A 13,342-nucleotide genomic window follows, 5' to 3' on the forward strand; every position below is an offset into this window, starting at 1 on the left:
ACGGAGCCGCAGGCCTCCCTCAGCCGTGCCACGTAGAGGGAGGCCTGCGGCTCCGTGAACGGGCAGCGCCGGGCGTAGTCCGAGACCCGGAAGCTCGGGAGCATGCGGCGGTGATGCGCGGCGACCTGTCCGGCCTCGTCCCGGTGGCCCGCCGCGACGAGGCTCGCCGCCAGCACGCGGGCGGCATTGCCGAACCGCGGGTTGAGGTGGAGCGCCTTCCGGGACCACCGGGCGGCGTCGCCGTAAGATCCCGCGAGATACTGGTTCTGGGCGAGCAGCGTGTAGTTGAAGAACGCCTGCTGGCCGAGGGGTGACAGCCGGATCGCCCGCTGTGCCCTCTCGATCCCCGAATGCGGGTCTCCCACGAACCCGTACGGCCCGCTGCTGAACACCCAGGCCCAGGAATTGTTGGGCGAGATCGCCGTCGCCCGGTCGCACAGCTCGATGGCCGCGTCGTAGTCGCGGAAGAACATCGCCCGCGCATGGCCCTCGATGGCCACCGCGAGCGCGTTGCAGGGGTCGCGCTCGACCGCGCACTGCGCCAGGCGCACGACCTCCGCCAGGCCCGCCTCCGTGCCGGACGCCCAGCCTTCCGCGATCGCGAACATGTGCCAATGGGCCAGGAAGGCGTAGGGCGCGGAATAGTCCCGGTCCTCGTCCCGCGCCCGCTCGAGACAGGTCCGGGCCTGGGCCAGGCTGCCGAAATCGAGCCGGTACATCAGGTCCAGGCCGCGCAGCAGCCAGTCATAGGCGTTGAGGCTCTGCGGGGGCTTGCGCAGGGCACGCTGCAACTCGGCGCGCCGGACATAGTTGGCGATCTTGCCGACGATCCGGATCGCGATCTCGTCCTGCAGGTTGAACACCTCCTCGATCGGCTCGTCGTAGTGCTCGGCCCAGACCACCGACGCGTCGACGGCGTCGACGAGCTCGGCCGAGATCCGGATCCGGTTTTGGGTGCGGCGGACGCTGCCGCTCAGGACGTAGCGGACGCCGAGCTTCTCGCTGACCTCGCTCGGATCGACCGGACGGCGCCGGAACGAGATCGTCGATCCGCGCGAGACGACGACGAGCTCGGGGATGTTGCCGAGCGTGACGACGATGTCGTCGACGAACCCCTCCGCGAAATAGCCGTCCTGCAGGTCGCAGGAGAGATACGCGAAGGGAAGCACCGCGATGGCGGGGGGCCTCGCCGCCATCCGCGTGTCGCCGGCCGGCCGCCGGATACCGGCCTGCTCGGCACCGGGAATCGACAGGGCGAAGCTCTGGACCGGCTGCGTCAGGTTCTTCAGCGACAGCTTGCCGAGGTCGTCGAACGCGAAGTCTTCCCGCTCCGGGATCTGGTCGAGAAGCGCGGAGGACACCACGACCCCACCCGCCGGTGCGGCGCTCTGGAGGCGCACCGCGATGTTGATCCCGCTGCCGAACACGTCGTTCTCGTCGAAGATGATCCGCTCCCAATGCAGCCCGATGCGGAAGAGGATCCGGCGTTCCGGCACGAAGCCGGCCTCCTGGGAGGCGAGCTCCCGCTGCAGCTCCGCCGCGCAGTGCAGGGCGTCGCGGGGGCTGACGAACACGGCGATGAAACCGTCGCCGGTGTTCTTCACGACCTCCCCCCGATGCGAGATGATCGCAGGATCGATGACCGTGACGCGCAGGGCCCGCAGATGGGCATGCGTCTCCGATTCCGCCGCCTCCATGAGCCGGGTGTAGCCGACGACGTCCGCGCACAGGATGGCCCGTGGACGGCGTTCGAGATCCGGTACGGCCGCGTGCAAGGTGTCCGTCACTGCCAAGGGCCTGCCTGTCCAAACCGCGTCCGGCCCGATGAGCGAGCACATGCCGGGGAGCCGGCTCGAAACTTACCGCTGCTTCAGCATTCCTCGCAACATGATCACTATCGTTCCGAGCCCTTTGCTGCGGAGCCAGTATTCGTATGGCCAAGCATTCGATTTTTCTGCTGTGTAACGCGGTCCGGCCGTGCCATGCCCATGCGCTGGATGCGCGCAGATCATCCCCGAATTGCGAATGCCGTTCAATATCACTGCAGGCCATTCCGGCGCAGAAGTCGAACTGATAATAGTCCAGGCATGGAATATATAAGCAAACGGCGCATAGTTTGGCGATCATATCAAATGCATCGGAATGACAAGACGTTGCAATCCCGGACGCACCGGAGCCTCTGATGAGGAGTGGTCTTTTCCGTCTTCGCCCCACCGCACAGACGATCCTGAGCACCATGACGGGTCCTGCCGCCGCATCCGCTCTCGATGACCGCGCGGACAGGATCGTTTGCGCCCGCGCCGGCCCTTCCCCCTCCCCGAAAGCGTTACGACACCGGCCCGGCGCGTCCCGGCCTGGGACGCGAAGTCGCGGGATGGGGCGGGCCGAGCGCCGACCTCTCCGGGATGGACCGTTCGGGCGACGGATCGTCCCGACGGGTCCCGGTCCGGCCGGTCGCGTTTCTTGCTCTTGACGGAAGGCGGGGGACAATTCGACAGTGTGCACGCCGAGGCGGTGACTGCCTGACCACAGGTTGAGGAGCGACCGACTTCAGAAGCGCGCTCGAGTGGATCCCCAATGGGTCCCAGGTGGGTCCCAGGTGGGTCCCAGGTGGGTCCATGGTGACGCTGTCCGTCGTGCTCGTTCGTCCGGCGGGTCGCCCGCGCGAGGGCGAGCGCGGCGGAGCGGGGACACGACCCGGGCGAAGAACAAGACGTCAGGGAGGAAGCAGGATGACAGCGAGCATGAGAGCCCGCCCGAGCAACGCGCGCCGAGCGGCCTGGGCGGGCGCCGCCCTCGTGGCGGCCAGCCTCTTCACCGGGCCTGCCGGGGCGCAGGCGCTGAAGCAGTACGATTCGAGCGGCAAGGCGTTCTGGAAGAACCCGCCGCCGGACTGGTTCCTCGGCGACGAGACCTCGGCGCAGAAGGGCCTCGCGCCGCCCGCGAACCCGGCCCTGCCGGCCTCGGACGACGAGCTGGCGGAGAACCTGAAGGCGGTGAAGCTGCCGCCGGGCTTCACGATCAGCGTGTATGCCAGCGGCGTGCCCGAGGCGCGGCAGATGGCGTTCGGTGACAAGGGCACGCTGTTCGTCGGCTCGTTCGGCGCAACCAACGTCTACGCCATCGTCGACCAGGGCGGCAAGAAGGTCGTCAAGACGATCCTCAAGGGCCTCAACATGCCCACCGGCCTCGCCTACCGCGACGGTGCGCTCTACGTCGTGGCGATCGACAAGATCCTCCGCTACGACAACATCGAGGCCAATCTCGACAAGCCGCCGGAGCCGGTCGTCGTCTATGACGACATGCCGTCCTACGTGGCCCATGGCTGGAAATACCTGACCTTCGACAAGGACGGCTGGGTCTACGTGCCGCTCGGCCCGCCCTTCAACATCGGCAACCCGCCGAGCAGCGTGTCGCAGGTGCGCCGCGTCGACCTGAAGACCGGCGCCGCCGAGATCGTCGCCCTCGGGGTGCGCAACAGCGTCGGCGGCGACATCGATCCGCGCACCGGCCGCTACTGGTTCACCGAGAATGCCCGCGACTGGATGAGCGACGACATCCCGAGCGACAAGCTCAACATGATCTCGAAGGTCGTCGAGCATTTCGGTTATCCGTACTGCCACCAGGGCGACCTGCCGGATCCGAAATTCGCCCAAGGCCGCACCTGCGCCGAGTTCACGCCGCCGGTGGCGAAGCTCGGGGCCCACGTGGCACCGCTCGGCATGAAGTTCTACACCGGCTCGTCCTTCCCGGCCGAGTACAAGAACAACATCTTCATCGCCGAGCACGGCTCCTGGAACCGGCACAAGTACCAGGGCGGCCGCATCGAGCGGGTGATCGTCGATCCGGACGGCAAGAACGCCAAGCTCGAGACCTTCGCCTCCGGCTGGCTCAAGGGCGACCGCGACTATACCGGCCGGCCCGCCGACATCCTGGTGGCGCCGGACGGGTCGCTGCTGGTGGCCGACGACTGGGCCGGTGCGATCTATCGCATCGCCTACACCAAGTGAGCGGCGCCGGCCCTCGCGCCCGCCAGCCGGCCCGGAGGATCTCCGGGCCGGCCCGCGCCGCGCTCAGCCTTCTCACGATTCTCGGCGCCACCGCGGTTCAGGCCGCGGAGGCGCCCGAGGTGGCGCAGGCCTGCCTCGCCTGCCACGGCGACGCGCTGGCCGAGGGCGCGCCGCCGATCGCCGGGCATTCCAGCAACTACATCCAGCTCCAGCTGGTGTTCTTCCGCGCCGGCCGGCGCAAGAACGAGATCATGCAGGGCGTGGCGGAGGGCCTGTCGGACAACGACATCCGGGCGCTGGGCAAGTACTTCGCCTCCCTCCCGTTTCCGGAAACGAAGCCGCCGGCGGACACGCAAGCAGACCTCACCAAGGCCGGCGAGACGGCGGCCCTCCAGCACCGCTGCGCCGCCTGCCACGGCGACACCTATCTGGGCATCCAGGCGGCACCCCGCGTCGCCCGCCTGCCCGAGGCCTACCTCGCCAAGGCGCTCGGCGATTACCGGGCCAATACCCGCCCGAGTTCGGGCGGGGCGGCGATGACCGAGGTGGCGGGCTCCCTGTCGGATGCCGACATCAAGGCGCTGGCGCATTACCTGGCGGTACTGCCCTGAAAGCCGCTCGCCGAGGCCATGATGAGGACGCGCAGCGCCCCGACCCTCACCGCGGCGGTCAAGCTCGCCCCGCAGAACGAGATCCGCCGCGCCGAGGACGTGATCCCACTGCGCGAGCGGGTGGCCGCCCTGCGCGTGCGCGCCCTCGCGAGAGCGGACCGCCCCAGGCTGCCAGCCCTCACCGATGACGAGCGTGACCCGCTCTGAGAGCGATGATGTTCACCGAGACCTGATGTTCACCGAGCCCTCGGCGAGCCTCAGGATCCGGCCGCTCCGTCGACCTCCTCCCGCATGAACCGCGCGAAGCGCGGATCGCTCGCATGCGCGACGTTGACCCGCATCATCGGCGGGCCGGCCGGCCCCTCGGGGAGGAAAATCCCGCCCGGCGCGATCAGGATGCTGCGCGCGGCGGCCCGGCGCGACAGGGCGTCGATGTCGGTCGTCTCCGGTAGCCCGCACCAGAGGTAATACCCGCCCCGCGGCTCGCCGAAGACCGGCAGCCCGAGATCGTGCAGGACAGCCCTCCCCTGGAGGGAGGCCGCCTCGATCCGGCCGCCGAGGCGGCGCAGGTGGCGGCGGTACCGCCCGCTCTCGATCAGGTCGTGGATGATCCGCTCGACGAAGCCCGAGCTGTTGACGCTCGTCACCATCTTGAGGTCGCGCAAGGCTTCCCGCACGTCGCGGCGCGCCGCGACGTAGCCGCAGCGGAGGCTGGCCGAGAGGGTCTTGGCGAAGGTGCCGACGTAGATCACGCGGTCCAGCTGGTCGAGGGCGGCGAGCCGCGGCTGCGCGGTGGGCAGCACGTCGGCGAAGGGATCGCTCTCGACGATGCGCAGGTCCAGGGCGGCGGCGCGCTGCAGCAGCCGGTGGGCGACCGGCAGGGCGAGCGAGCAGCCGGTCGGGTTGTGGGCGAGCGACTGGGTGAAGAACAGCCGCGCCCCGCTCTGCCGGGCCACCGTGTCGAGGTGGTCGACATCCGGCCCGTCCGGGTTGCGCCGCACCCCGAGGATCCGGGCCTTGGCGAGCCGCAGCTTGCCGAACAGCGGATAATAGCCCGGGCTGTCGACCAGCACCGGCTCCCCCGGCGCCACGAACTGGCGGATGATCAGGTCGAGGGCGTGGTTGGCGCCGGCGGTGAGCAACACCCCGCCCGGCTCGGCATGAATCGACCGCTCGGCGAGCAGCAGCGCGAGGCTCTGGCGCAGGGGCAGGTAGCCGTCCGGGCTGCCGTAGCTCTCGCTCGCCGCTCCCACCGACGGGCGCAGGTGACGGCCGACCTCCGAGCTCTCCATCCAGGTGGGCGGCGGCCGCCCGTCGCCGACGCGCACGTCGTAGTGCCGGTCCAGTTGCTCGCGCAGCAGCCAGACGCTGTCCAGAGCCGCGACCGGGACGGGTCCCGGCACCGCCGCCGGGGCCGGGCGCCGGCCCGAGACGTAGAAGCCCGAGCCCGGCCGGCTCTCGACCCGGCCCGAGGCGACGAGGCGCTCATAGGCGTTGATCACGGTGTTCTTCGACACCGCGAAGGCGCGGGCCGCAGCCCGGATCGAGGGGAGCCGCTCGCCTGTGCGCAGGAGCCCGCGATCGATCCGCTCCGTCAGCCCGGCGACCACCTGCTCGACCCGGGTGCGGGGCTCGGGACTCGCGACCGTATCCATGGGCACGAGGGTACGGTCACTCCCGAAAAAGGGCAAAGCGTTCCTTGTGGGCGGGGCACGGACGGGTACGGTGCGGGTAACGGGCAGGCTCTGACAAGCCCGGGCGAGGGAGAGATGCTCAAGGCGGCCGCGGACGCGGCCGCCCTCGTCCGGATGACGCGGACCCGCCCGATCGCAGCGTCGATCGGCAGCAGGCATCATGCAGGACACATCCCGGGCGAACCGCACCTCGCGCATCGCCGGCTTCCACAAGAAGAGCCCGCGCGAGCGCCTCGACCTCGTCGCCGCCTTCGCCGACCTCTCCCCCTCCGAGGTCGCGCATCTCGCCGAGTTCGGCAACCTCGCTCCCGACCTCGCCGACCGGCTGATCGAGAACGTCGTCGGCACCATGACCATGCCGCTCGGCATCGCCACCAACATGCGGATCGACGGCGAGGACGTACTGATCCCGATGGCGACCGAGGAATCCTCGGTGGTGGCCGCGGTCTGCAACGCCGCGCGCCAGGTCTACGAGGACGGCTTCACCACCTCGGTCTCCGGCAACCTGATGATCGCCCAGGTCCAGGCGGTGGGGGTGAGCGATCCCTACGCGGCGCGCCTGCGCATCCTGGAGCAGCGCGAGGCGCTGCGGGCCCTGTGCGACGCCTGCGACCCGGTGCTGGTGCGCCTCGGCGGAGGCCTGCGCGACGTCGAGGTGCGGGTGCTCGACACCCTCGGCGGCCCGATGGTGGTGACCCACCTGATCGTCGACACCCGCGACGCCATGGGGGCGAACGCCGTCAACACCATGGCGGAGGCGGTGGCGCCCCACATCGCCGGCTGGAGCGGGGGCCGCGTCTACCTGCGCATCCTGTCGAACCTCGCCGACCGGCGGCTCGCCCGCGCCCACGCCGTCTGGCGCACCGACGCGATCGGCGGGCCCGAGGTGCGCGACGGCATCGTCAGCGCCTACCACCTCGCCGAGGCCGACCCTTATCGCGCCGCGACCCACAACAAGGGGATCATGAACGGGATCGACGCCGTGGTGCTCGCCACCGGCAACGACACGCGGGCGATCGAGGCCGGGGCCCACGCCTACGCGGCCCGCTCGGGCCGCTACACCAGCCTCACCCGCTACGAGGTCACGGCGTCCGGCGACCTCAGCGCCTCGATCGAGCTGCCGCTGGCGGTGGGCCTCGTCGGCGGCGCGACCAAGCTCCACCCGACCGCGCAGGCCTGCCTGAAAATCCTCGGCGCGACGACGGCGGAGCGGTTGGCCCGGATCATCGCCGCGGTGGGACTGGCGCAGAATTTCTCCGCCCTCAAGGCGCTCGCCACCACCGGCATCCAGAAGGGCCACATGGCGCTCCACGCCCAGAACATCGCCATGATGGCCGGTGCGGTAGGCGAGGAGATCGAGGCGGTGGCCCGCGTGCTGGTCGAGCGGCGCCTGGTGCGGCTCGACGTGGCGCAGGAGGTTCTGGGGAAGGTGAGGGCCGGTTGAGCCGCCGCAACTCCGTCCGACCCGCGACCTCATCCTGAGGTGCGACCGCAGGGAGCCTCGAAGGAGGGTTCCAGCAAGCTCGGCGCTCCCGGGAACCCTCCTTCGAGGCTCGTTCCACGCGCACCTCCGAATGAGGTCGCGGGTGGGAAAATGCACCTGCCGACACGTCAAAAACCAAGCTGAACAGCCGCGGAGCCAGCGGCCGATCAAATAACGAACCGGGAGGACCATCATGCCCCAGACCATTGCGACCCGCACCGCCCGCCTCGCCGCCCGGCTGCTCGCCGGCGCCGCCCTGCTCGCCGCCGCCGGCACCGCCCGCGCCGAGGTGACGAGCGTGAAGCTCGGGGTGCTCACCGACCTCAGCGGCTTTGCCGCTGATTCCACCGGCGAGGGCTCGGTGGTCGCCGCCCGGCTCGCGGTCGAGGACTTTCGCAAGGAGAAGCCCGAGATCAAGGTCGAGGTGATCCAGTCCGACCACCAGAACAAGCCCGATATCGGCTCGGCCACGGCCCGGCGCTGGATCGCCGAAGGCCAGGTCGATGCCATCATGGACGTCCCGTTCTCGTCCGTGGCCCTCGCGGTGCAGGAGGTGGTGCGCGATTCGAAGGCCGCCTTCATCGCTTCGGGCCCCGGCACCTCGGACCTGACCGGCCCGAAATGCTCGGCCAACACCGTGCACTGGACCTACGACACCTGGGCGCTCGCCCACGGCACCGCCCTGGCGCTGGTGCGCGCCGGCAAGACCAAGTGGTTCTTCCTCACCGCCGACTATGCCTTCGGCCACGCGCTGGAAGCGGATGCGGCGAGCGTGGTGAAGCAGGAGGGCGGCACCGTGGTCGGCGGCGTGCGCCACCCGACCGCGGCGGCCGATTTCTCCTCGTTCCTGCTCCAGGCTCAGGGAAGCCGCGCCCAGGTGATCGCGCTGGCCAACGCGGTCGGCGACACGGTCAATTCGGTCAAGCAGGCGGCCGAGTTCGGCATCACCGGCGGCGGCCAGGACCTCGCGGCCCTGCTGATGCAGCTCTCCGACGTGCACGCGATCGGGCTCAAGGACGCGCAGGGGCTCTACCTGACGGAGGGCTTCTACTGGGATGCCAATCCCGGCACCCGCGCCTTCGCCGACCGCTTCGCCGCCCAGATGAAGGGCCGCCGGCCCACTGCCAACCAGGCCGGCGTCTATGCCGGCGCCCTGGCCTACCTGCGCGCCGCCGCCGCCGCCGACAGCACCGACGGCCGCACGGTCGTCGCCCGGATGAAGGCAGGCCCGACCAACGACCCGCTGTTCGGCGAGGGCACGGTGCGGGCGGATGGCCGGCACGTCCATCCGATGTACCTGTTCCAGGTGAAGAGCCCGGCCGAATCGAAGGGACCGTTCGACTATTACAAGCTCGTCCAGACGATCCCCGCCGCCGAGGCGTTCCGGCCGCTGGCGGACGGGCGCTGCCCGCTGGTGAAGGCGCCGTGATCCCCCTCCCCTCCCGGGTGCGGATCGTCGAGGTCGGCCCCCGCGACGGGCTCCAGAACGAGCCCGTCACCGTGCCGACCGCCGTGAAGGTAGAGCTGATCGAGCGCCTGCTCGCCGCCGGCCTGACCCATATCGAGGTCGGCAGCTTCGTCTCGGCCCGCTGGGTGCCGCAGATGGCCGACACCGCCGCGGTCATGGCCCGGCTGCCGCCGAACCCCACCGGGCGCTACGCGGTGCTGGTGCCGAATCTCAAGGGGTTCGAGGCCGCGCGGGCCGCCCGCGCCGGCGAGGTCGCAGTCTTCGCTTCCGCCTCCGAGGCGTTCTCGCGCGCCAACATCAACTGCTCGATCGCCGAGAGCTTGGCGCGCTTCGCACCGGTGGCAGAGGCGGCGCGCGAGGCCGGCATCCCGCTCCGCGGCTACGTCTCCTGCGTGCTCGGCTGCCCGTACGAGGGAATGGTCGCGCCGGAGGCCGTGGCGAACGTGGCGCGGCACCTGATGGCGATGGGATGCTATGAGGTGTCCCTCGGCGACACGATCGGAGCCGGGACACCGGATCAGGCCCGGGCCTGCGTCGCGGCGGTGGCCCTGGTGGTCCCGCGCGAGCAGATCGCGCTGCATTTCCACGACACGCGGGGGCTGGCGCTCGCCAATCTCCGCGCCTGCCTCGAACTCGGCGTGTCGGTGATCGATGCCGCCGTCGCGGGTCTCGGCGGCTGCCCCTACGCGAAGGGCGCCCCCGGCAACGTCGCCACCGAAGCGGTGGTGGCTGAACTCGAAGGCCTCGGCATCGCGACCGGGATCGATCCCGGCCGCCTCGCCGAGGCCGGCCGCTTCATCACCGGGGCGCTCGGCCGCGCTCCCGCTTGATCAGCGCAGCCGCTCCGCCGCCCAGGCGATGTGGTCGTCCATGAAGGTCGAGATGAAGAAGTAGGAGTGGTCGTAACCCTCGCGCATGTTGAGCGTGAGCCCGATCCCGGCCTTCTTGCACGCCTCTTCCAGCAGCCAGGGGCGCAGGCCCTCGTTGAGGAAGGAATCGGCCGTGCCCTGGTCGACCAGGAATTCCGGGAAGCGGCGGCCGTCCGCGATGAGCGCGGTGGCGTCGTGGCGGCGCCACGCGGCCTCGTCCGCGCCGAGATACTTGGTCAGCGCCGGCTTCGACCAGCCGGCGGTAGAAGGCTGGACGATCGGCGCGAAGGCGCTGCACGAGCGGAAGCGCTCCGGGTGGTTGAGCGCGATGGTGAGCGCGCCGTGGCCGCCCATCGAGTGCCCGAAGATGCCCTGACGCTCCATGTCGACCGGGAATTCGCGGGCGACGAGGGCCGGCAGCTCCTCGGTGATGTAGCTCCACATGCGGTAATGGCGGTCGTAGGGCGCCTGGGTGGCATCGACGTAGAAGCCTGCGCCGCAGCCGAACTGCCAGTTGTCGGGCTCGTCCGGCACATCGGGCCCACGCGGGCTGGTGTCGGGGGCCACGATGGCGATGCCGTGCCGCGCGGCGGCGCGGCGATACTCGCCCTTGTCCATCACGTTGGCGTGGGTGCAGGTCAGGCCGGACAGGTACCAGAGCACCGGCACCTTTCCGGCCTCGGCCTGCGGCGGCAGGTAGACCGCGAAGGTCATCGGGCAGCGCGTCGTCTCGGCCTCGTGCCGATACACGCCCTGGATGCCACCGTGCGAGAGCGCCTTCGAGATCGTGTCCATGCCGCCGTCATTCCCCTCAACCGTAACGCCGTGCCCGGCGGCGCCGGATGGCGCCGCCGGTTTCGGTCGTTCTTAGAACACCACCACCGAGCGGATCGACTTGCCCTCGTGCATCAGGTCGAAGCCGTGGTTGATCTCCTCGAGCGGCATGGTGTGGGTGATGAGATCATCGATGTTGATCTTCCCCTCCATGTACCAGTCGACGATCTTCGGCACGTCGGTGCGGCCGCGGGCGCCGCCGAAGGCCGAGCCCTTCCAGACCCGGCCGGTGACGAGCTGGAACGGACGGGTCGAGATCTCGCGGCCGGCCTCGGCCACGCCGATGACGATCGACTCGCCCCAGCCGCGGTGGCAGCATTCGAGCGCCTGGCGCATCACGTTGACGTTGCCGGTGCAGTCGAACGAGAAATCCGCGCCGCCGCCGGTCACGTCGAGGATCGCCTGGACGACCTTGTCGCTGCCGATCTCGTTGGGGTTGATGAAGTGGGTCATGCCGAATTTCTCGGCCATCGCCCGCTTGTCGGGGTTGATGTCGACGCCGACGATCTTGTCGGCCCCGACCATCCGGGCGCCCTGGATCACGTTGAGGCCGATACCGCCGAGGCCGAACACCACCACGTTGGCGCCCGGCCACACCTTGGCGGTGTAGATCACCGCGCCGAGTCCGGTCGTCACGCCGCAGCCGATGTAGCAGATCTTGTCGAAGGGAGCGTCCTCGCGGACCTTCGCCAGCGCGATCTCCGGCAGGACGGTGAAGTTCGAGAAGGTCGAGCAGCCCATGTAGTGGAACACGGTGTTCGAGCCCGGGCTGCCGCCGGTGGACTCGCAGCGGAAGCGGCTGGTGCCGTCGGGCATCACGCCCTGGCCCTGCGTGCTGCGGATCGCCGTGCAGAGGTTGGTGCGCTGCGACAGGCAGGACTTACAGTTGCGGCATTCCGGCGTGTAGAGCGGGATGACGTGGTCGCCGACCTTCAGCGTCGTCACGCCGGCCCCGACCTCGCGCACGATGCCGGCGCCCTCATGGCCGAGGATCGCCGGGAACTTGCCCTCGGAATCGAGGCCCGACAGGGTGTAGGCATCGGTGTGGCAGATGCCGGTGGCCATCACCTCGACCAGCACCTCGCCGGCCTTGGGCCCTTCGAGGTCGATGGTCTCGATGGTGAGGGGCTTCTTGGCTTCCCAGGCAACGGCCGCACGCGTTTTCATGTCATCTCCAACGGAGTCATCGTCGCCGCGGGGGTATGGCGACCAGCATCGCACCAGGCGGCCGCGCGAAGCGCCCGCAGAGTGGTCCGTTCTCTGCTGCGGATTCACCCCGGCCGCAACGGCGCGACGCGGCAGACTTTAGTCCACGATCCCGCAGCCCTCGGATCGGCGGTCGCCCGTCTCGCCTCGCCCCTCCCCCTCTCGTCCTGGAGCCGGCTGGGATCGGGGTGGAGGGACGAGCCTTCCGGGCCATGATCGGGAAGCGATACAGCCGAAGGCAAGAGCCAGTGCCGTGTTCGAGGGCAGGGGTGGCAGTTGGAGCCGGTGCCGCCGAGCCGAGAGCGTCGAAGGATCGGATCCGCAGTTCGGGCGCGTCCCCGCCATTTTAGCCATTACGTTGGGAGAAGAGGGCATTAAGGTGATGGTCCACTTCCATCCCCTCTCGCGATTGTCCCGTCCGATGTCCATCGATCCGCCCGCCGCCTTGTCCGACTGGGGTCCTCCCGTGATCCGCACCATCGCCATGCCGGCCGACACCAATCCGGCCGGGGACATCTTCGGCGGCTGGCTGATGGCCCAGATGGATCTCGCCGCCGGAAACGTCGCGGCGCGCCGGGCCCGCGGGCGCTGCGCCACCATCGCCGTCGAGGGCATGACCTTCCTGCAGCCTGTGGTGGTCGGCGACGAGGTCAGCCTCTACGCGCACATCGTCTCGGTGGGTCGCTCCTCGATCCGCATCCAGATCGAGGCGTGGCGCCGTGCGCGGGAAAGCGAGGAGACCATCAAGGTCACGCAGGCCTTGTTCACCTTCGTGGCGATCGACGAGAACCGCCGCCCCCGCCCCGTGCCGCCGGACACCCTCGGAAGCGCGAGTTCGGACTCCTGACAGCCAGCTCGGCTATCAAGCCAGCCCGGCTTCCCGGCGCGGGAGATTGATCCCGCCCCGGGCGCGTAACGCCAGCCGCAGCAGCCTGCACGCCGGGCGAGGTTCAGGACGCTGCCGGATTCTGCATTGCGCCAGAGATCCTGTCTCCCCGAACGCAAACAACCCCGCGAGGCTCGAAGCCTTGCGGGGTTGTTTGATGTATGTGGTTGCGGGGACAGGATTTGAACCTGTGACCTTCAGGTTATGAGCCTGACGAGCTACCGGGCTGCTCCACCCCGCGCCAGAGTGTGATCCGAGTGTCGTGACGAGGGAATGAGGCG

The 13,342-nt window shown here is 69.7% G+C and carries 11 protein-coding genes and 1 tRNA gene; 7 read left to right on the forward strand and 5 right to left on the reverse strand.

What is annotated here, in order from left to right; genetic code table 11:
- Nucleotides 1-1,787: adenylate/guanylate cyclase domain-containing protein (locus VQ03_RS21995; RefSeq protein WP_053078696.1), on the reverse strand; the 1,787-nt coding region annotated here is incomplete at its 3' end.
- A 957-nt stretch (nucleotides 1,788-2,744) separates the two neighbouring features.
- Between VQ03_RS21995 and VQ03_RS22000 the strand changes: the two genes are divergently transcribed.
- Genes VQ03_RS22000 through VQ03_RS22010 form a run of 3 tightly spaced genes read left to right on the forward strand, consistent with a single transcriptional unit; the run spans nucleotide 2,745 to nucleotide 4,828 of the window.
- Nucleotides 2,745-4,010, forward strand: coding sequence for a PQQ-dependent sugar dehydrogenase (locus VQ03_RS22000; RefSeq protein WP_167376119.1), 1,266 nt, complete (start codon nucleotides 2,745-2,747; stop codon nucleotides 4,008-4,010).
- On the forward strand, nucleotides 4,007-4,621 hold the full coding sequence (locus tag VQ03_RS22005; protein WP_053078697.1) for a c-type cytochrome: 615 nt from the start codon (nucleotides 4,007-4,009) through the stop codon (nucleotides 4,619-4,621). The genes VQ03_RS22000 and VQ03_RS22005 overlap by 4 nt, the downstream gene beginning before the upstream one ends.
- Before the next feature lie 21 nt (nucleotides 4,622-4,642).
- Nucleotides 4,643-4,828: a hypothetical protein gene (locus tag VQ03_RS22010; RefSeq protein WP_048453059.1), complete on the forward strand. Its 186-nt coding sequence runs from the start codon at nucleotides 4,643-4,645 to the stop codon at nucleotides 4,826-4,828.
- A gap of 50 nt (nucleotides 4,829-4,878) precedes the next feature.
- On the opposite strand, the gene VQ03_RS22015 is transcribed toward VQ03_RS22010, so the two are convergent.
- Nucleotides 4,879-6,276 (reverse strand): aminotransferase-like domain-containing protein, encoded by a 1,398-nt coding sequence (locus tag VQ03_RS22015; RefSeq protein WP_048453051.1) that lies wholly within the window; start codon nucleotides 6,274-6,276, stop codon nucleotides 4,879-4,881.
- Between the two features lie 199 nt (nucleotides 6,277-6,475).
- Here VQ03_RS22015 and VQ03_RS22020 point away from each other — a divergent pair, with 199 nt between their 5' ends.
- From VQ03_RS22020 to VQ03_RS22030, 3 genes are all read left to right on the forward strand, one after another.
- Complete coding sequence (locus VQ03_RS22020; protein ID WP_048453052.1) at nucleotides 6,476-7,759, forward strand: hydroxymethylglutaryl-CoA reductase, degradative; 1,284 nt, start codon at nucleotides 6,476-6,478, stop codon at nucleotides 7,757-7,759.
- A gap of 232 nt (nucleotides 7,760-7,991) precedes the next feature.
- Entirely contained in the window at nucleotides 7,992-9,227 is a 1,236-nt protein-coding gene (locus VQ03_RS22025; protein WP_048453053.1) for an ABC transporter substrate-binding protein, read from the forward strand.
- On the forward strand, nucleotides 9,227-10,096 hold the full coding sequence (locus tag VQ03_RS22030; protein ID WP_048453060.1) for a hydroxymethylglutaryl-CoA lyase: 870 nt from the start codon (nucleotides 9,227-9,229) through the stop codon (nucleotides 10,094-10,096). Before VQ03_RS22025 ends, VQ03_RS22030 begins: the two co-directional genes overlap by 1 nt.
- Here VQ03_RS22030 and fghA read toward each other — a convergent pair whose 3' ends face one another.
- Both fghA and VQ03_RS22040 read right to left on the reverse strand, forming a co-directional pair.
- Nucleotides 10,097-10,930 (reverse strand): S-formylglutathione hydrolase, encoded by an 834-nt coding sequence (gene fghA / locus VQ03_RS22035; RefSeq protein WP_048453054.1) that lies wholly within the window; start codon nucleotides 10,928-10,930, stop codon nucleotides 10,097-10,099.
- 72 nt (nucleotides 10,931-11,002) lie between these two features.
- Nucleotides 11,003-12,136, reverse strand: coding sequence for an S-(hydroxymethyl)glutathione dehydrogenase/class III alcohol dehydrogenase (locus tag VQ03_RS22040; protein ID WP_048453055.1), 1,134 nt, complete (start codon nucleotides 12,134-12,136; stop codon nucleotides 11,003-11,005).
- A gap of 460 nt (nucleotides 12,137-12,596) precedes the next feature.
- Here VQ03_RS22040 and VQ03_RS22045 point away from each other — a divergent pair, with 460 nt between their 5' ends.
- On the forward strand, nucleotides 12,597-13,022 hold the full coding sequence (locus tag VQ03_RS22045; protein WP_048453056.1) for an acyl-CoA thioesterase: 426 nt from the start codon (nucleotides 12,597-12,599) through the stop codon (nucleotides 13,020-13,022).
- A 203-nt stretch (nucleotides 13,023-13,225) separates the two neighbouring features.
- Here the strand turns inward: VQ03_RS22045 and VQ03_RS22050 are convergent.
- A tRNA-Met gene (locus tag VQ03_RS22050) sits at nucleotides 13,226-13,302 on the reverse strand.
- Between the last annotated feature and the right edge of the window lie 40 nt (nucleotides 13,303-13,342).

This window comes from Methylobacterium tarhaniae, assembly GCF_001043955.1.
GTDB lineage: Bacteria > Pseudomonadota > Alphaproteobacteria > Rhizobiales > Beijerinckiaceae > Methylobacterium > Methylobacterium tarhaniae.